At 68.6% G+C, this 19,575-nt stretch carries 16 protein-coding genes; all 16 read left to right on the forward strand.

Going from position 1 to position 19,575, the window contains the following annotated elements; translation table 11 throughout:
• The 16 genes from lnt to RIE31_08525 all read left to right on the forward strand — a co-directional run bounded on the left by lnt (position 1) and on the right by RIE31_08525 (position 19,525).
• Positions 1-1,653 (forward strand): apolipoprotein N-acyltransferase, encoded by a 1,653-nt coding sequence (gene lnt, locus RIE31_08450; protein MEQ8640617.1) that lies wholly within the window; start codon positions 1-3, stop codon positions 1,651-1,653.
• A gap of 161 nt (positions 1,654-1,814) precedes the next feature.
• Positions 1,815-2,384 carry a helix-turn-helix transcriptional regulator gene (locus RIE31_08455; protein ID MEQ8640618.1) on the forward strand — a complete coding sequence of 190 codons (570 nt, stop codon included), beginning with the start codon at positions 1,815-1,817 and terminating at the stop codon, positions 2,382-2,384.
• Positions 2,385-2,574: 190 nt separating this feature from the next.
• Positions 2,575-3,744, forward strand: a complete 1,170-nt coding sequence (metK, locus tag RIE31_08460; protein MEQ8640619.1) for a methionine adenosyltransferase — start codon at positions 2,575-2,577, stop codon at positions 3,742-3,744.
• A gap of 134 nt (positions 3,745-3,878) precedes the next feature.
• Positions 3,879-4,679, forward strand: coding sequence for a tRNA (guanosine(46)-N7)-methyltransferase TrmB (trmB, locus tag RIE31_08465; protein MEQ8640620.1), 801 nt, complete (start codon positions 3,879-3,881; stop codon positions 4,677-4,679).
• Between the two features lie 234 nt (positions 4,680-4,913).
• Positions 4,914-5,633, forward strand: a complete 720-nt coding sequence (gene rimP, locus RIE31_08470) for a ribosome maturation factor RimP (protein ID MEQ8640621.1) — start codon at positions 4,914-4,916, stop codon at positions 5,631-5,633.
• Between the two features lie 183 nt (positions 5,634-5,816).
• Positions 5,817-7,496: a transcription termination factor NusA gene (nusA, locus tag RIE31_08475; GenBank protein MEQ8640622.1), complete on the forward strand. Its 1,680-nt coding sequence runs from the start codon at positions 5,817-5,819 to the stop codon at positions 7,494-7,496.
• A gap of 36 nt (positions 7,497-7,532) precedes the next feature.
• The gene (locus tag RIE31_08480; GenBank protein ID MEQ8640623.1) at positions 7,533-8,366 is read left to right on the forward strand and encodes an RNA-binding protein; all 834 of its coding nucleotides are present in this window, start codon (positions 7,533-7,535) and stop codon (positions 8,364-8,366) included.
• A complete protein-coding gene (infB, locus tag RIE31_08485; protein ID MEQ8640624.1) occupies positions 8,367-10,895 on the forward strand; it encodes a translation initiation factor IF-2 in 2,529 nt (842 codons plus the stop codon).
• Between the two features lie 25 nt (positions 10,896-10,920).
• Positions 10,921-11,490: a 30S ribosome-binding factor RbfA gene (rbfA, locus tag RIE31_08490; GenBank protein MEQ8640625.1), complete on the forward strand. Its 570-nt coding sequence runs from the start codon at positions 10,921-10,923 to the stop codon at positions 11,488-11,490.
• On the forward strand, positions 11,487-12,482 hold the full coding sequence (gene truB / locus RIE31_08495; GenBank protein ID MEQ8640626.1) for a tRNA pseudouridine(55) synthase TruB: 996 nt from the start codon (positions 11,487-11,489) through the stop codon (positions 12,480-12,482). Before rbfA ends, truB begins: the two co-directional genes overlap by 4 nt.
• 2 nt (positions 12,483-12,484) lie before the next feature.
• Positions 12,485-12,754: a 30S ribosomal protein S15 gene (gene rpsO, locus RIE31_08500; protein MEQ8640627.1), complete on the forward strand. Its 270-nt coding sequence runs from the start codon at positions 12,485-12,487 to the stop codon at positions 12,752-12,754.
• Positions 12,755-12,971: 217 nt separating this feature from the next.
• Entirely contained in the window at positions 12,972-15,092 is a 2,121-nt protein-coding gene (gene pnp / locus RIE31_08505; GenBank protein MEQ8640628.1) for a polyribonucleotide nucleotidyltransferase, read from the forward strand.
• 237 nt (positions 15,093-15,329) lie between these two features.
• Entirely contained in the window at positions 15,330-16,727 is a 1,398-nt protein-coding gene (locus RIE31_08510) for a nitronate monooxygenase (GenBank protein MEQ8640629.1), read from the forward strand.
• Complete coding sequence (locus RIE31_08515; protein ID MEQ8640630.1) at positions 16,724-17,293, forward strand: Fur family transcriptional regulator; 570 nt, start codon at positions 16,724-16,726, stop codon at positions 17,291-17,293. Before RIE31_08510 ends, RIE31_08515 begins: the two co-directional genes overlap by 4 nt.
• A gap of 139 nt (positions 17,294-17,432) precedes the next feature.
• Complete coding sequence (locus RIE31_08520; GenBank protein ID MEQ8640631.1) at positions 17,433-17,849, forward strand: rubrerythrin family protein; 417 nt, start codon at positions 17,433-17,435, stop codon at positions 17,847-17,849.
• A gap of 206 nt (positions 17,850-18,055) precedes the next feature.
• Positions 18,056-19,525 (forward strand): heterodisulfide reductase-related iron-sulfur binding cluster, encoded by a 1,470-nt coding sequence (locus RIE31_08525; protein ID MEQ8640632.1) that lies wholly within the window; start codon positions 18,056-18,058, stop codon positions 19,523-19,525.
• Positions 19,526-19,575: the final 50 nt, after the last annotated feature.

Genomic DNA, 19,575 nt, shown 5'->3' on the forward strand with positions numbered 1-19,575 from the left:
ATGGCCGCCACGGCGGGGGCGGGTCTGCCGGTGGGGGTGGCGCGGCTGCGTCGAGCGGTGGCCGGGCTTACCGGCTGGCGGCGGCGCGGCGCGGCGGCGTTGCTCGGCGCCGCCATGACGCTGGCCCTGCCGCCGCTGTATATCCTGCCGGCCATGGCGCTGGCGATCAGCGGCTTGCTGTGGCTGAGCGAAGGCGAGGCGGCCGGCGCCACGGCCCGCCGCCGGCTGGCCAGCGGCTTCGCGCTCGGCTGGTGGTTCGGTCTCGGCTATTTCGCCTTCGGGCTCTACTGGATCAACAGCGCGCTGCTGGTGGACGGCTGGCGCTTTGCCTGGCTGATTCCCCTGTCGGTGGCAGGGATTGGCGGCGGCCTTGCGCTGTTCAGCGCAATCGCCGTGGCCGCCGCCTGCCTGGCCCGGCCCGGCTGGCCACGGCTGCTGGCGCTGGCCGGCGGCTGGACCCTGCTGGAGGTGGCGCGCGGCCATCTCTTCACCGGCTTCCCGTGGAACCTGGCCGGTCATGCCCTGGTCTTTTCCGATCTGCTGGTGCAGGGCGCCTCTTTGTCTGGCGTCTATGGTCTGTCTTTGGCGGTGGTGCTGTGGGCCGGCGGGGCCAGCCTGCTGGACCGGCCGATCCGGTCCGGCGCGCTGCTGCTGCTGGTTGGCCTGCCGCTGGCGATGGCGGCCTATGGCTTTGCCCGGCTAGAGCGCAGCTACGCGCCAACCGATGGCTTGATGCCGGTGATGGTGCGGCTGGTGCAGCCGGCGGTACCACAACGGGAGAAGTGGGACCCGACGCTTCGCTTCGCCCATCTGGACCGGCTGGTGGACCTGACCGCCGCGCCGCCACGCGACAGCGACCAGGCGCCGCAGGTGGTCATCTGGCCGGAAGCGGCGACGGCGTTTGATCTGGCCGGCGATGCGGCCTTGCGCCGGGCCATCGCCGGCATACTGCCGGCCGGAGGTGTGCTGATCGCCGGCACCCTGCGACAGGAGTTGGGGCAGGACCGGGGGCAGGACTCAGGACGGGTCTTCAACGCGATCATTGCGGTGGATAGCGACGGCGCGGTGCGGGCCACCTATGACAAGCATCACCTGGTGCCGTTCGGCGAGTATGTGCCCTTCGCCGACGCGCCGGGGGTGGCGGCGCTGGCCCTCGGCCGGGGCAGCCTGTCGGCGGGGGCGGGGCGGCGGACGCTGCGCGTCGGCCACATCCCGGCCTTTGGTCCGCTGGTTTGTTACGAGGCCATCTTTCCGGGTCAGGTGACGGCCCGTGGGACGCGTCCGGACTGGCTGCTCAACCTGACCAACGATGCCTGGTATGGCGAGACCGCCGGGCCGCACCAGCATTTCGCCGCGGTCCGCCTGCGGGCGGTGGAGGAAGGCCTGCCGCTGGTGCGGGTGGCCAATACGGGCATTTCGGCGGTGGTCGATTCCTGGGGTCGGTTGCAGGCGGTCATTCCCTTGGGGGTCGGGCCCGCCTTTGTCGATGCGCCACTGCCCCGCGCCCTGCCGGCGACCGTCTTCGCCCGGGTCGGTCTGGCCGGCCCGCTGAGTCTGGCCGGACTGGTCCTGCTGGCCGGCTGGGGCCTGTCCGGTCGGGGCGTGTCCGGTCGGGACGGGCCGGTCGGGGCGGGGCCGGGCGCCCGGTCATGAAGCGGCGGGAGACCGCTTGACGGCATACCCGGCTATGTCAAGAATGCCGCACTGCATACGGGAAGATGCAGCCGGAAATACCCGCAAGACGCGCAAGACAGGAACCGCCGCCGACGGCCGTTCGTGCCGCGGTGTCGCCGGCCCGGCTGACCACGCCCGGCATGGCGATCGGGGGACAGGTGGCACGGACAGCGGACAAGAGCAGCGGCGGCACAGGCCGCGGCACAAGCGTTGGCAAGACGACGAAAGCGGGCGCCCGCGCACGGGCGCCGGCGCGGCGCGGGCGCGGCGGCGCCACCTCGGTGGATGCCCATGTGGGTCAGCGCCTGCGCCAGCGCCGCACCCTGATGGGGCTTACCCAGGAGCGGCTGGCCGAGGCGCTGGGCCTGACCTTTCAGCAGGTGCAGAAGTATGAGCGCGGCGCCAACCGGGTGGGAGCCAGCCGCCTGTTCGACCTGTCCCGCGTGTTGAGTGTGGAGGTCGGCTATTTCTTTGAAGGGCTGGGCGACGGCGGCGCCGCCACGGCGGGCGGTCTGGCGGAGGAGCGCGCGCCATCACTGGCGCCGGACCCCATGGCCCGGCGCGAGACGCTGGAGCTGGTGCGGGCCTATTACCGCATCACCGATCCCGCCCTGCGCCGCCAGGTGTTTGATCTGGCCAAGGCGCTGGCTCGTTCCAGCAAGGACCTGGCCAGCCCGGATCTGGCCGACAATGACAGCATCGACGGCTGAACGGCCCGGGCCGGAGCCCGGGCGCGCGGCCGTGGCTGACGCGGCCGGTCGCCATGCTTGACGCTCTCTCCCGTCCCTGACACAAGAACCGGCGGGCCGGGCCCGGCCCGGCAGAGGATCAGCACAGACCAGGGGGCCCGCACCAGCGGGTCTGAACAGGCGGGAGCGTCCGGCGCTCCGAGGGGGAGCTTTGAGCAAGGGCGACTATCTCTTTACCAGCGAAAGCGTTTCGGAAGGTCACCCCGACAAGGTCTGTGACCGTATCTCTGACGAGGTGGTGGACACCTTTCTGGCGGCCGATGCGGATGCCCGCGTGGCCTGTGAAACCCTGGTCACCACCAACTTCGTCATGCTCGCCGGCGAGACCCGCGGGCCGGCCTCCATCACACCGGACCTGCTGATCGAGAAGGCGCGCGCCGCCATTCGCGACATCGGCTATGAGCAGGACGGCTTTCACTGGAAGACGGCCGATATTCAGTGCCGCCTGCACGCCCAGTCACAGGACATCGCCCAGGGGGTCGACGCCGCCGGCAACAAGGATGTTGGCGCCGGCGACCAGGGCATCATGTTCGGCTATGCCTGCCGCGAGACCGCAGAGTTGATGCCGGCGCCGATTCAGTTTTCGCACCACATCCTGCGCGAGATGGCGGCGGCGCGCCACGCCGGCAAGGAACCCATGCTGGGGCCCGACGCCAAGAGCCAGGTGACTCTGGAATATCGCGCCGGCCGGCCGGTGGGCTGCACCGCCATTCTGGTCTCCACCCAGCATCAGGACGGGGTTGACCAGGATCAGGTGCGCGAGATCGTCCGGCCCTATGTGATGCGGGCGATCCCCGATGGCTGGATGTGCGACGAGGACAAGTTCTACGTCAATCCGACCGGCCGATTCGTCATTGGCGGCCCGGACGGCGATGCGGGCGTGACCGGTCGCAAGATCATCGTTGATACCTATGGCGGCGCGGCGCCCCACGGCGGCGGCGCCTTTTCCGGCAAGGACCCGACGAAGGTGGATCGTTCGGCCGCCTATGCCGCGCGCTATCTGGCGAAGAATGTGGTGGCGGCGGGCCTGGCCGAGCGGTGCACCATCCAGCTTGCCTATGGCATCGGCATGTCGCAGCCCATCAGCATTTTCGTTGACTGCGACGGCACCGCCGAGGCGGACGAGGCGGCCATCGCCAGGGCGCTGGGGCAGACCATGGACCTGTCGCCGCGCGGTATCCGCGAGCATCTGGGCCTGACCCGGCCGATCTATGCACGGTCCGCCGCCTATGGCCATTTCGGGCGCACACCCGACGCCGATGGCGGCTTTTCGTGGGAGCGGACCGATCTTGCCGAGGCGCTGAAGCGGGCGGTGGCCTGAGCCGATCGCCGGCGGCCGTGCCCCGCCGCAAACCGCCGGCCAAGGCCGGTGCTGCGGGCGCTGCTGACCCGGCCGCGAGCGCGCCGGCCACCGAAGCGCCCAGCCCGGCGGCCGGCACCGAAGCGACCAGCCTGATGACTGTCAAAGCGTCCGCCGCCGTGTCCGCCACGCTGGCCAGCGAGCAAAGACCAGCCAGCTGGCCACACCGCCGGGTTCCCGGCCGTGGTCGGGTGCGGACCCTCAAGCCGGCCCATGCGGCGGCGCTGGCGCGCGATCTGCCGCGCCTGGCCATATGCCTTGATCCAGTGGATGGCGGCGCGGCGATGCTGGAGCCACGGCGGCTGTTCGCCCGGCCTGGCCCGGTCTGGCTGGAGATCGGCTTCGGCGCCGGCGAGCACCTGGCGTGGCAGGCGCAGCATCACCCGGACATCGGGTTCATCGGCGTTGAGCCCTACCGTGCCGGCCTTGCCCGGCTGCTGGTGCGGCTGACCGCCGCGGACATCACCAATGTCCGCCTGTATGACGATGACGCGGCCCTGTTGCTGGCCCGTCTGGCGCCGGCCAGCCTGGAGCGCATCTTCATCCTGTTTCCCGACCCGTGGCCCAAGACGCGCCATCACAAGCGCCGCCTGGTGCAGACCCACACGGTAGACCTGCTGGCGCGGGCGCTTTGCGACGGCGGCGAGTTGCGGCTGGCGAGCGATGACCCGGATTATGGCGCCTGGTGCCTGGCCCGGCTGACCGCCTGCCCGGACCTGGCGTGGCAGGCGCAGCGGCCGGCGGACTGGCAGTCGTGGTGCGAAGCGGCGGGCCAGGAGACGGTAGCGACCCGCTATGAGGAGAAAGCGCGGCAAGCGGGCCGCAAGCCCCTGTATCTGCGGTTTCGCCGGCGGCCGCGGGCTGTTGGCGGGCCGACCGCACCGGATTCCGCTTGATAGGTCGGGTCGCCCGCCTATACTCTTCACAAAACAACAACAACACCCGAACCGGATACGAGGCCGGAAAACAGGGGTGGGCCGCAGGGCCCGCCTTTTTCTTTGGCCAAAACGGCCCTCCGGCTCTTTTGGCCGGAACGGTTCTGTAGTCCGCCGGATGGCCGTGCGACAGACCTCGGTGGAGGGCCGTCGGGGGCGGGACGGATCGGGCGCAGGCGGGGAAACGAGATACACGTGGTGACCAACGGACACATGCAGGACGCAGGCGATACAAACGCAAAGCCTATGCCGGGCCGTGGCGGCGATGGCGCACAACGGGAGTCTGACCACCAGTCCGGCCACGACTCCCGGCAGGCCGCCGGCCGCCAATCGCGTCCGGCGGGTAACCGCGAATCGCGCCCGGCGGGTAACCGCGAATCGCGCATAGTAGCGCTGGCGCGGCCGGTGCTTGAGGATATGGGGTTCGACCTGGTGCAGGCGCAGATCAGCGGCGAGGGCCGGGGCGGCCAGACGGTTCTGCAGATCATGATCGAGCGGGCCGATGGCGGCCTTACCCTGGACGATTGCGCCGCCGCCAGCCGCGCCCTGTCGGCCGCCCTCGATGTGGCCGACCCGCTGGCCGGGGCTTATGTGCTGGAAGTGGGCTCGCCGGGGGTGGACCGGCCACTGGTGCGGCAACGGGATTTCGAGCGGTGGAGCGGCCACGAGGTGCGCATCGAACTGGCCGATGGCCTGGCCGCGCCGGGTCGTGACGAGGTGGTGGACGAGGCGCAGGTGGCCCAGATCGGCCGCAAGCGGTTTCGCGGCCGGCTGCTCGGCGTCGAGGAGCATGGTGGCCAGGTGCGGGTGCGCCTGGCCAGCGACGGCGGCGAAGTGCTGTTGCCGCTGGACGGCATCCGCCGCGCCAGGCTTGAACTGACGGACGCCTTGCTGCAGTCCGGTCGCCGCCACTAGGGCGGCGCCACCGGACAGGGCGGCGTCACCGGGGCAGCGCCCCTTTGGCGGCGACAGCCTGACGGCACGGGCCCCTGGCCCGGGCGGCAGGGCAGAGGGCGTACAGGACTAGACGATACCGGCTGGTCAGCCGGTGACAGGGAAACAGAAAGCGCCTGTGGCGCACGAGGACAGGACCAGGATATGGCGGAGACGCTCAGCGGGTTTTCCCGTATTGAAATGCTTCAGGTGGCCGACGCGGTAGCGCGGGAGAAGTCCATCGAGCGCGAAGAAGTGCTGGAGGCGATGGAGCTGGCCATCCAGCGCGCGGCGCGCGCCAAGTATGGCCAGGAGCACGACATCCGGGCGGACATCAACCGGTCCACCGGCGAAATCGCCCTGGCCCGCTATACCGAAGCGACGGACGAGGTGGAGAACGAGTTTACCCAGTTGCCGCTGGCCGAAGCGCAGAAGCGCCAGCCCGGCATCGCCGCCGGCGAGTTCATCATCGAGCCCTTGCCGCCCATCGACTTTGGGCGCATCGCAGCGCAGACCGCCAAGCAGGTCATCGTTCAGAAGGTGCGTGAGGCGGAACGGGCGCGGCAGTACGAAGAATACAAGGACCGCGTCGGCGAGATCGTCAACGGCCTGGTCAAGCGCGTCGAGTTCGGCAATGTCACGGTTGACCTGGGCCGGGCCGAGGCCATGATGCGGCGCGACGAGTGCATCCCGCGCGAGACCTTCCGCCCCGGCGACCGGGTGCGGGCCTATATCTATGACGTGCGGCAGGAAATACGCGGACCGCAGATCTTCGTCTCGCGCACCCATCCGGAGTTCATGGCCAAGCTGTTCGCCCAGGAGGTGCCGGAAATCTATGACGGCATCATCGAGATCAAGGGCGTCGCCCGCGACCCCGGCTCGCGCGCCAAGATCGCCGTGCTGAGCAACGATTCCGGCATCGATCCGGTGGGTGCGTGCGTCGGCATGCGCGGCAGCCGCGTCCAGGCGGTGGTGGCCGAACTGCAGGGCGAGAAGATCGACATTATTCCGTGGTCGCCGGACCCCGCCACGTTCATCGTCAACGGGCTGGCGCCGGCTGAGGTGACCAAGGTGGTGCTGGACGAAGAGGCCGGCAAGATCGAAGTGGTGGTGCCGGAAGAGCAATTGTCGCTGGCCATCGGCCGGCGCGGCCAGAACGTGCGTCTGGCCTCGCTGATTTCCGGCTGGGACATCGACATCATGACCGAGGACGAGGAGTCGGAGCGGCGCCAGGAAGAGTTCCGCGTCCGCACCGCCCTGTTCAAGGAAGCGCTGAACGTCGAGGACGTGATCAGCCAGCTTCTGGCGACGGAGGGCTTCGCCACGGTCGAGGACGTGGCCTATGCCGGGCCTGACGACCTGGCCGGGATCGAGGGCTTCGACGAGGAGCTGGCGGCGGCGTTGCAGGAGCGCGCCCAGGACTGGCTGGCGGCGGCGGAGGCCAAGAATGTGGAGCGCCGGCGAGAGCTCGGCGTCAGCGACGAGGTGGCGGCAATCGACGGCCTGACATCGGCCATGCTGGTGGCTCTGGGCGAAGCCGGGGTGAAGACGCTGGACGATCTGGCGGAACTGGCCGGCTTCGAGTTGTCGGACCGCGAAAGCGGCATCCTGCGCGAATTCGGCGTTGATGAAGCGGCGGCCAACGACATTGTCCTGCGCGCCCGTCAGCACTGGTATCCGGGTGAGGATCTGCTGGCTGTGGCGTCACAGGAGGGTGACGACGCAGAAGAAGGGGCGAGCGGCGCGACGCCGGACGCCGGAGACAATAACGCAAGCGCCGGCGATGGCGCGGACGGAGAAGCGGGTCAGCCCGCGGCTTCGGCCATGCCACCGCAAAGCCATTAAGGCACAGACGCGCAATCCTAGGGGGCAGGCAACGACATGAACGATTCCCTGACTGACAGCATGCCGGACAATGTGGTGGCGCCGGGCGAGGTAGCAACGGCGGTGCGGGTTCGAGAGGCGGCGCGCAAGCCGCGCAGCGGCGCCGACCGGCCCGACCGTAAGGACGCCACGGCCGAACGTCGGTCCATCGTCACCGGCAAGGTTCTGGAACGCGGCGCCCTGCTGCGTTTTGCCCTGTCGCCGGAGGGGAGAATCGTGCCGGACGTGGCGGGACGTCTGCCCGGTCGCGGTTTGTGGTCGGAATGTGAGCGGACTATAGTCTCGCAGGCTTGTGAGAAGGGGCTGTTTGCCCGCGCCGCCCGGCGGCCGGTGCATGTGCCGCCGAACCTGCCTGACACGGTGGAGCATCAGCTTCTGCGTCGCTGTCAGGAGATCATGGGTCTGGCCCGTCGGGCCGGCGCCGCGGTGGCGGGCCATGATCAGGTGCGGGCGCTGCTGGCCGAAGGCAAAGCCGGCGCCGTACTGATCGCCCGCGATGGCGCGGCCGACGGCCGGGCGCGCATGGCGGCCGCCGCCGCTGCGGCGGGTCTGCCGGTGATCCGGCTGTTTGACCGCTCGGAGATCGGCCAGGCGCTGGGTCGCGGTGAGACGGTGCACGCGGCGCTGCGCGCCGGCGGGCTGGCCCGCCGGGTGCTGGAAGAGGCGCGGCGGTTGGCCGGTTTTCGCCCGGGCGAGATCGCCGAGGGCGACCAGGTGGAAGCGGCGCTGACCGATAACGCGGCCGGCGTCGAGGGCGTGGCGACGACCAAGGGTGCCATGGCGGCCCGGCGCAGCCCGCTTACACGCACGTCAGGACGCATGAAGGACTAGATGAGCGACAGCAAAGACGACAAGACGGACAAGACCGATAAGCCGCTGAGCCTGTCGGGCGAGGGCCGGTTGGGCTTGCGCCGGACGAGCGAGCAGGGCCAGGTCCGCCAGAGCTTCTCGCATGGTCGCAGCAAGACCGTGCAGGTGGAGGTGCGTCGCAAGCGCACGTCTTCCCGCACGGCGGACAGCGGCGGCGTGGCCGAGAGCCCGGCGGCGCCGGCCAGCCCGGCGCGACCGGCGGCGGTCCGTCAGCCGGCCCGGCCGGCCACCGCGCGGGCGCCGCGCGGCCTGACCGAGGCCGAGCGCGAGGCGCGTGTCCGCGCCGTCCAGGGCGCCCGGACCGGCGCGGCTGAAAGTGAGCCGGCGGTTGATGACAACCGGCAGGAAGAGATCGAGGCGACCCGGCGGCGCCGGGAGGAAGAAGAGCGTCGGCGCAGTGAGGTCGAACGGCGCAACGCCGAAGAAGAAGCGCGCCGCCGGTCGGAGGAAGAGGCCAGCCGCCGCGTCAAGCAGCGACCGGAACTGAAGGCCGAGCTGGACGTCGACAAGGCCGGTGACGATGCCAGCGAGGCGCGTCGCGAACGGCCGGACGTCAAGCGGCCGCGACCGACGCCGCGCACCGGCGAGCGCCGGCGGTCCGGCAAGCTGACCATCGCGCAGGCGCTGGATGAGGATGCCGGGCAGCGCGCCCGCTCGCTGGCCAGTGTGCGTCGCGCCCGTGAGCGCGACCGCCTCCGCGCGGCGCAGAATCAGGAGCGCGTCAAGATCGTTCGCGACGTGACAGTGCCCGACAGCATCACCGTGCAGGAACTGTCCAACCGGATGGCCGAGAAGGCCGGTGACGTCATCAAGTTCCTCATGAAGAATGACATGATGGCGACCATCACCCAGTCGATCGACGCTGATACGGCGGAGCTGGTGGTCAACGAGTTTGGTCACAAGTTCAACCGGGTCAGCGAGGCCGATGTGGAAATTGGCATCGATGGCCTGGCCGATGTTGAAGGCGACAAGGAAGCGCGTGCGCCGGTGGTGACCGTCATGGGCCATGTGGACCACGGCAAGACCTCATTGCTGGACGCGTTGCGCGAAACCGATGTGGTGGCCCGCGAAGCCGGCGGCATCACCCAGCATATCGGTGCCTATCAGGTGCGAATGAAAGACGGCCGCGCCATCACCTTCGTGGACACGCCGGGCCATGCCGCCTTTACCGAGATGCGCGCACGTGGCGCCAGCATCACCGATCTGGTGGTGCTGGTGGTGGCGGCCGATGACGGTGTGCAGCCGCAGACCGCCGAAGCCATCTCTCACGCTCGCGCCGCCGGCGTACCGATGATTGTCGCCATCAACAAGACGGATGCACCGGGGGCCGATGCCTCCCGTGTCCGCAACGAACTGCTGAATCATGAGGTGGTGACCGAAAGCAACGGCGGCGACGTGCTGGCGGTGGAGATTTCAGCGCTCAAGAAACAGAATCTGGATGCGCTTGAAGAGGCGATCCTGCTGCAGGCGGAAGTGCTGGAGCTGACGGCCAATCCGGACCGGCCCGGCCAGGGCGCGGTGATCGAAGCCAAGCTGGATCGCGGCCGCGGCCCGGTGGCGACGGTCCTTGTGCAGCGCGGCACCCTGCGCACCGGCGACATCGTTATCGCCGGCGACCAGTGGGGCAAGGTGCGCGCCCTGCAGGATTTTCGTGGCGAGGCGGTGGATAGCGCCGGTCCCTCGATGCCGGTGGAGATCCTCGGCCTCAACGGTGTGCCGGAGGCCGGTGATGATTTCGCGGTGGTGGAGAATGAGAGCCGGGCGCGGGAGGTGTCGGAGTTCCGTCAGCGCCGCCGCCGGGATTCGGCGGCCGGTGCGACGCCACGCTCTACCGTGCAGCAGATGCTGGACCAGATCAGCGCCGGCGAAGTGCGTGAACTGCCGGTGGTGGTCAAGGCTGATGTGCAGGGCAGCGTGGAGGCCATCGCCAATGCGCTGGCCTCGCTCGGCGACGGCGAAGTGGCCATGCGCATCATCCATGCCGGTGTCGGCGCCATCACGGAGTCCGATGTGACCCTGGCCGCCTCCACCGGCGGCCTGATTCTGGGCTTTGGCGTTCGCCCCAACCCGCAGGCGCGGGAAGCAGCGCGGCGCGACGGCGTGGACATCCGTTATTACGCCATCATCTACGAGCTGGTGGACGAAATGCGCGGCCTGCTGTCCGGCATGCTGGCGCCACGGGAGGAAGAGAAAGAGCTGGGCCACGCCGAGGTGCGCGAGGTCTTTGCCATGAGCAAGACCGGCAAGGTGGCCGGCTGCATGGTGACCGACGGTCTTGTCCGCCGCGGCGCCAGGGCCCGCCTGTTGCGCGACGGTGTGGTGGTCCATGCCACTACTATTGAGGGCTTGCGGCGCTTTAAGGACGAGGTGCGCGAGGTCAACCAGGGCTTTGAGTGCGGTATCTCGCTGGCCAATTATCAGGACATCCAGCAGGGCGACGTGATCGAGGTGTTCGAGATCGAACAGATCAGTCGCCAGTTGGCGTCCTGAGGCCCGCCTCCCGGAGGCCGGCGTCATGAGCCGCCGGGCACAGGGCGGGCGCGGCGCGGCGGGCGGGCGCGGCCCCCAGGAATCACACGGTCTCCAGCGGCCGCGCAGTCCCCAGCGGCCGCGCAGTCAGAGGCAGTTGCGGGTGGGCGAGGAGATTCGCCATCTGCTGGCCCGGGTGTTCGACCGCGGCGAGCTGGCCGATCCCGAAGTGCGCGACAAATCCATCACCGTGACCGAAGTGCGGGTCAGCCCGGACCTGCGCCGGGCGACGGCCTATGTTTCGCAGCTGGGGGTGGGCGGTGGCGCGGCCAGCGATACGCTGATGGCCGCGCTCAAACGCTCGGCCCCGGCAATCCGTCACCTGATTGGCCGCGGGCTGACCCTGCGCAACGTGCCGGAGGTGGTGTTCCAGGCCGATACGGTGCTGGATGAGGCGCAGCATATTGAGACGCTGTTGCGCTCGCCGCGGGTGCGCCGCGATCTGACGGCGGCGCCGGCCGTCACGGATGGTGACGGGGCGGAGCCCGGCGAAGGCGACGGCGAAGAGGGCGGTGACGGGGCGGCGGAGGACGCGGAGCCGCCCACAGGGTCATGAGCCGGGCCCGGCTGGGTCGGGTCCATGGCTGGGTGGTGCTGGACAAGCCGGCCGGTCTGTCTTCCACCCAGGCCATGGCGCGGGCGCGGCGCGCGCTGGGCGCCGGACGGGCCGGCCATGCCGGCACCCTAGACCCTTTCGCCACCGGCGTTCTGCCACTGGCCTTTGGCTTGGCGACGCGAACCATCCCCTATGTGAGCCTGGAGCCCAAGGTCTATCGCTTCAGTCTGGCCTGGGGGGTGGAGACTGACACGCTGGACGCCACCGGGCAGATGGTGCGGCAAAGCCCGGTGCGGCCGTCCGCCGCCGCCGTGGCCGACGCGCTTGGCGCCTTCGAAGGCGAGATATGGCAGACGCCGCCGGCCTTTTCGGCGGTTCATGTGGCGGGTCGGCGGGCCTATGAGCTGGCCCGTGCCGGCCAGCCGGTGGCTCTGGCGCCGCGCCAGGTGACGATCCACCGCCTGGCGCTGTGCCCGCCGGCGGAGGGGATGGCCGCCGGCGGGGGCGATGGGGCCGCCGCCGACGGGACGGGGGCCGTGCTGGAGGTGGAATGCGGCAGCGGCACCTATGTCCGGGCGCTGGCCCGCGACCTGGCGGCGCGGCTTGGCACGGTGGCCCATGTGATGGCGCTGCGCCGCCTGGCGGTCGGTCGATTCCGTGCCCAGGCCGCAATTGGGCTTTCAAAGCTGGAGGCGCTCGGTCATAGTGCCGCCGCCCGAGAGGCGCTTTTACCGCTCGCGACCGCGCTGGACGACATCCCGGCGCTGGCCGTGGGTCCGGCAGAGGCGGCTCGGCTGCGCCATGGTGGATCACTTGATCTGCCGCTGGCGACGGTGGCGGGTGCGGCGGCCGGTTCGGCCGACCGCACCATGGCCCTGGCAATCGGGCAGGACGGCGCGGTGGCGCTGGTCCGGCTGGAGTTCATGGCCGATGGCGTCCGCGCCTGGCCGGAGCGGGTGTTTGACGCAGCCGCCGCAACCACGGAGACCTGACGATGTCGATTACCGCCGAGCGCAAACAGGCGCTGGTCACAGAATATGCCCGCCAGTCGGGCGATACCGGATCGCCGGAAGTTCAGGTGGCGATCCTGTCGGAACGGATTCGCAACCTGACCGACCATCTCGGCACCCACAAGAAGGATTTCCACTCCAGGCGCGGGCTTCTGGCCATGGTCGGTCAGCGCCGCCGTCTGCTGGACTATCTCAAAGGGGTCAATCCGGAACGCTACCAGGGGCTGATTCAGAGCCTGGGCCTCCGGCGCTAGACGCCGCGGACAAGTGGCGCAAGCAATCCATGAACACCGGTTCACCATCGCCCAAGGGGGGCGGGAACCGGCACGGTGCACACACAGGCCGGGCCTGGTCCGGACGTCGGACCGGCCCTGCACCTGAGGTCCGCAACACGCGCGCCGGGGATGTCCCCGCTGGCGTGGCGGCGCTCGCCTGCAACGGGACCGGCAATCCGGCCGGCCCTCTGAAGGAATCGGTATGTTTGATATCAGCAAAGTAAGCATGCAGTGGGGCGGGCGTACGCTCACCCTGGAGACCGGTCACCTGGCGCGCCAGGCCGATGCCGCCGTCCTCGTCACCTATGGCGAGACCACGGTTCTGGCCACCGCGACAGCGCAGAAGAGCGCCGTGCCGGGACGGGATTTCTTCCCGCTGACGGTGAACTATCAGGAGAAGACTTTCGCCGCCGGCAAAATCCCCGGCGGCTTTTTCAAGCGTGAAGGACGCCCGGCCGAGAAAGAGACCCTGACCTCGCGCCTGATCGATCGACCCATCCGCCCGCTGTTCCACAAGAACTTCCGCAACGAGACGCAGGTCATCTGCACGGTGCTGAGCCATGATCTGGAGAACGACCCGGACGTGGTCGCCATGGTCGGCGCGTCGGCGGCGCTGACTCTGTCGGGCATGCCCTTTCTCGGACCCATCGGCGGTTGCCGCGTGGGTCTGATCGACGGCGCGTTCGTGCTCAATCCGATGACCGACGATCTGGCCCGCTCGGACCTGGATCTGATCGTCGCCGGCACCCAGGACGGCGTGCTGATGGTGGAGTCCGAAGCCAAGGAGCTGGACGAAGACACCATGCTGGGCGCGGTCACCTTCGGCCACACGGAAATGCAGCCGGTGATCGACCTGATCATCAAGCTGGCCGAGAAGGCCGCCAAGGAGCCGTGGGCCCTGCCGGAAACGCCGGCCGAGGAAACCGCCCTGGCCAAGACGCTGAAGACCATGGCCGGCAAGGATCTGGCCAAGGCCTATGGCGAGCGGGTCAAGCAGGCGCGTCAGGAGAAGATCGGCGCGGCCAAGGACAAGGCCCTGGCCAAGCTGGCCGCCGACGACGGTAATGTGGACCTGGCCAAGGGCCTGTTCAAGGCGATCGAGGCCGACATCGTGCGCGGCCAGATCCTTGATACGGGCGAACGCATTGACGGCCGCGGCACCACCGATATCCGGCCCATAGACTGTCGCGTCGGCCTGTTGCCGCGGACCCACGGCTCGGCCGTATTCACTCGTGGCGAAACTCAGGCGCTGGTGGTGACCACCCTCGGTACCGGCAAGGACGAGCAGATCATCGACGCGCTGGAAGGCGAGTATCGCGAGCATTTCATGCTGCACTACAACTTCCCGCCCTACTCGGTCGGTGAGGTGTCGTTCATGCGCTCGCCCGGCCGCCGCGAGATCGGCCATGGCAAGCTGGCGTTCCGGGCCATCCGGCCGCTGTTGCCGGCGAAAGAGTCCTTCCCCTACACCATCCGCGTGGTGAGTGAGGTGACGGAATCCAACGGCTCGTCGTCCATGGCGACGGTCTGCGGTTCGTCGCTGTCGCTGATGGATGCGGGCGTGCCGCTGAAGGCACCGGTGGCGGGCATCGCCATGGGCCTGATCAAGGACGGCGACCGTTTTGCCGTGCTGTCGGATATTCTCGGCGACGAGGATCATCTGGGCGACATGGACTTCAAGGTGGCCGGTACGGCCGACGGCATCACCTCGCTGCAGATGGACATCAAGATTACGTCCATCACCGAGGAGATCATGAAAACCGCCCTGGCGCAGGCCCGTGACGGCCGCAAGCACATCCTGGGCGAGATGACCAAGGCTCTGTCCAGCGCGCGGCAGGAGCTGAACCCCAATGCGCCGCGGATCACGGTCATCAAGGTGCCGGTGGACAAGATCCGTGACATCATCGGCACCGGTGGCAAGGTCATCCGCGAGATTGTCGAGGTGACCGGCGCCAAGATCGACGTGGAAGACGACGGCACCGTGAAGATTGCCGCCGTTGAGGAAAGCGCCTCGCAGGAAGCGCTGGCGTGGATCCGCTCTCTGACGGCCGAGCCCGAAGCGGGCAAGGTCTACAAGGGCACGGTGGTCAAGACCATGGACTTCGGCGCCTTTGTCAATTTCTTCGGGCCGAAGGACGGTCTGGTGCATATCAGCGAGCTGGCCAAGGAGCGGGTCGGCAGCGTCGGCGACGTGGTGTCGGAGGGCGATACGGTCATCGTCAAGGTTCTTGGCTTCGACGACCGTGGCAAGGTCAAGCTGTCCATGAAGCAGGTGGAAGACAGCGACGACGTGCACGACATGCGGCGCGGTAAGTAGCTCCGCCCATAGTGTCCTGCGCTGTGAACAGGTTTCGTCCGGGTGCCGTGCCCAGCATGGCGCCCGGCGAATCCGCCGTTTTTGTGACGGATTGCCCGGGCGCGCGGCAGGCTTAGGGGCATCGGCCAGGTCGGGGCTGACCGCAACCTGGAATCATTCTATTATAGTGCCGTTGTGCACGATCCGATCTTGCCGCCCGGCTGATTGGCCGGCGAGGAGAGCGATATCATGGCTCTGATGAAGGCGTTGAAGCCGTTGCTGATTTCCGGCCGGGAAGTGCTGCCCCTGATCGAGGGCGGCAAGGGCATCTCCATTTCCAATGGCGAAAGCTCCGGCGCGTGGGCGGCGGCCGGTGGTGTCGGCACCTTTTCCGGCGTCAATGCGGACTCCTATGACGCCGACGGCCGGCCAATCCCGCAGGTCTATCACGCCCGCACCCGGCGCGAGCGCCACGAAGAGTTGTTGCACTATGCCATCGAAGGCGGCGTCACCCAGGCCCGCATCGCCCATGAGCGGTCCAATGGCCGGGGCCGCATCCACATGAACGTGTTGTGGGAGATGGGCGGCTCCGAGCGCGTCCTGCACGGCGTGCTGGAGCGCTGCAAGGGCCTGATTCATGGGGTGACGTGCGGCGCCGGCATGCCCTATCGCATTGCCGAGATCTGTTCGCGCTACGGTGTCCATTACTATCCCATCGTCTCGTCGGGCCGCGCTTTCCGCGCCCTGTGGAAGCGGGCCTATCACAAGTTCTCCGACTGGCTGGGCGGTGTGGTCTATGAAGACCCGTGGCTGGCCGGCGGCCACAACGGCCTGTCCAATGTGGAAGACCCCGATCAGCCGGAAGACCCGTTGCCGCGGGTCATAGAGCTGCGCCGCGAGATGGTCGGTAATGGCCTGGAGGCGACGCCAATCGTCATGGCCGGTGGCGTATGGCGGCTGGATGAGTGGGAAGAGTGGATCGACAATGACGCCCTGGGACCGGTCGCCTTTCAGTTCGGCACCCGGCCGCTGCTGACGCGGGAAAGCCCGATTTCCGATGCCTGGAAAGAGCGACTGACCACGCTGGGCGAGGGCGATGTCTATCTCAACCGGTTCAGCCCGACCGGCTTTTACTCGTCGGCCGTGCGCAACGACTTCCTCAATGAGCTGGCGGCGCGCAACGAGCGGCAGATTGCCTATACCACCGCGCCGGTGGGCGCTCATTCGGTGGAGCTGGCGGTGGGCGCGCGCGGCCGCAAGGTGTATGTGGCGGCGGCCGACAAGAGGCGGGCCGAGGGCTGGATCGCGGACGGCTATGGCGAGGCGCTGCGCACACCGGACTCAACCCTGATTTTCGTCACTCAGGAACGGTCCAATCAGATTCGCACCGATCAGATCAACTGCATGGGCTGTCTGTCGGCGTGTCGTTTTTCCAACTGGTCGCAGCGCGAGCCGTTCCACAACGGCCGCAAGGCGGACCCGCGGTCGTTCTGCATTCAGAAGACCCTGCAGGAAATCAGTCACACCGACGATATCAACAACCAGCTCATGTTCGCCGGCCACAATGCCTATCGCTTCGCCAGCGATCCGTTCTATTCCAATGGCTTCGTGCCGTCGGTAGAGCAACTGGTGGCGCGGCTGGTGACCGGCGAGTGAGCCGCGTGTCCGGCAGCCGGAGAGGTTCGGCCACGGCTCAGGCGACCCAGACGGCGGAGCATGCGGACGCCCGGGCCCGGCTGGCGGCGGCAGGCCTGCGCCCGACCCGTCAGCGGCTGGCCCTGGCCGGCCTGCTGTTCAGCGGCCCGTTGCGCCATGTGACGGCGGAATCCCTGCATGGCGAATGCCAGGAGCGCGGCGTCACGGTGTCTCTGGCAACGGTCTACAACACCCTGCACCAGTTCACCGCCGGCGGATTATTGAAAGAGGTGACGGTGGACGGCGCGCGATCCTGGTTCGATACCAATACCAGCCTGCACCACCATTTTCTCGATCTAGAAACCGGCACGCTAAGCGACATACCGGCCGACAGCGTAGCGGTCAGCGGCCTGCCGCGGGCGCCGCGCGGTCGGCGGGTGGCGTCGGTGGAGGTGGTGGTGCGGCTTGCCGCCGCGCCCGGCAAACGCGACGGCGGGCCAGGGGCCGGGCGAGGGGCCGGGCGCAAGTCCGGGGGCGAGACGGGGCGCGGTGCGGGGCAGGTGCGGCGGCTCTCAAAAACTTCTTAGAACTGTTCTAATATCTTGACACATCACCGAACCCGGCTACAGTGAGCCGGTCTTTCCGGCCGGTGCGGCATGGCCCGCGCGGCCATCCACCGTTCCGTTCAACCCGGTGTTCAACACCAGACGATTCAGGGAGAGTGACATGGCAACCCTCAAGGGCAGCAAGACCGAAGGCAATCTGAAGGACGCTTTCGCCGGCGAATCCCAGGCCAACCGGCGCTACCTCTATTTCGCCCAGAAGGCGGATGTGGAAGGCTTTAACGATGTGGCGGCGGTGTTCCGCTCCACCGCCGAAGGCGAGACCGGCCACGCCCACGGCCATCTGGAGTTTCTGGAAGAGGTCGGCGACCCGGCCACCGGCGAGCCCATCGGCCCGACCGCCGCCAACCTGAAATCGGCCATCGCCGGCGAAACCCACGAATACACCGATATGTATCCGGGCATGGCCAAGACCGCCCGCGACGAGGGCTTTGACGAGATCGCCGACTGGTTCGAGACCCTGGCCAAGGCCGAGCGGTCACACGCCGGGCGCTTCACCAAGGCGCTTGACGAGCTCTAGACCCGGTCCCGGTCAAACATACGCCCTTACGGCGCCCCGTCCGCTGGTTGCAAGGCGGGCGGGGCGGTGGCGTCCTTCGGATGGCCGGGCCGCGCGGGCCCCGGCGCCGGGCACGGGGTCAGCGGGAAGGCACACGCATGAGGCGGGACCCACAGGGCCGCGCGGGCGAGTGAGCCGCGGGGCAAGTGGTGGGACGGGAGAGCACAATGACCACTGAATCCGCTTCCGGCTCCGCAGCCGGACCTGAGCGCGCCGGCGGGCGCGAGGGCGGCCTGGCCGCGCCCATGCGCCATCCCATACCCTGGCAGGATGAGTCGTGGACCGACCCGGCGGCGCTGGACGCGGAACTCCGGCGCGTCTTCGACATCTGTCACGGGTGCCGCCGCTGCTTCAACCTGTGTGACAGCTTTCCGCGACTGTTCGATCTGATTGACGAATCGGATACGGGCGAGCTGGACAGCGTGGCGAGCGAAGGCTTCAAGCCGGTGGTGGACGCCTGCACCCTGTGTGACATGTGTTTCATGACCAAGTGTCCCTATGTGCCGCCGCACGAGTTTGATCTGGATTTCCCCCATCTGATGCTGCGCGCCCGCGCCGTGGAGGCGAAGAAGGGCATTCCTGTGGCCGACCGCGAACTGGCCAGGACCGATCGCAACGGCCGGGTGATGACGTCGTCGCCGCTGGTGGCGGGGCTCGCCAACTGGGCCAGCCGTACCGGCAACCGGGTCATGCGCAAGGGCCTGGAGGCGGTGGCCGGGGTCGACGCAAAAGCCCATCTGCCGGCCTATGCCCGGCGGCCACTGGTCAAGGAAGCGCGGCGCACGGCGCCGGCGATAAACCGTGATGCGCCGGGCTTCGGCCGCAAGGCGGTTCTCTACGCCACCTGCTATGGCAACTGGAACGACAGCGCCATCGGCCAGGCGGCGCGCGCGGTCCTGGCGAAGAACGGCGTGGAGAGCGAGGTGGTGCATCCGGGCTGTTGCGGCATGCCGGTGCTGGAGCAGGGGCGCATGGCGGAGGTTGCCGACAGCGCCCGTGAAATCGCCCACACACTGGCACCGTGGATCGCCGACGGCTATGACGTAATCGCCCTGGTGCCGAGCTGCGCCCTGATGCTGAAGTTCGAATGGCCGCTGATCCTGCCGGGCAATGACCAGGTGGAGAGCCTGGCCCGCGCCACCTTTGATCTGGCGGAATATGTGGTGGCTCTGGCCAAGGGGCCGGGCCTGGCGCCGGGCCTGGGACGGCTGGAGCGGCCGGTGACGCTGCATCTGGCGTGCCATGCGCGGGCCCAGAACATGGGCGCCAAGGCGGCCGAGATGCTGCGCCTGATTCCGGATATGAGCCCGGCCATTGTCGAGCGCTGTTCCGGCCATGGCGGCGCCTGGGGCATCAAGAAGGGAAACTTCGACACGGCGCTGAAGGTGGGCAAACCGGTGGCGCGGCAGGCGGCGAAGGGCGCGACAGAAACCGGTGCGCTGGTGAGCAGCGAATGTCCGCTGGCCGGCGCCCACATTCTGCAGGGAGTCGAGCGGCTGGCCGGCGACGATAATACAGCGGCGGAGCCGGCGGCCGGCCGCCAGACCCGCGCCCCCCATCCCATCGAGATTCTGGCCGCGGCCTATGGCCTGGCGGACTTGCCGGCGGCCATCAACGAAAAGGCGGCGGCGCGTTAGGCCGCCACAGGACACTGCAAGGCGGCGCAGGGCATCACAGGGAAGGCATC

It is taken from the genome of Alphaproteobacteria bacterium, from assembly GCA_040218575.1.
Classification (GTDB): Bacteria; Pseudomonadota; Alphaproteobacteria; order JAVJRE01; family JAVJRE01; genus JAVJRE01.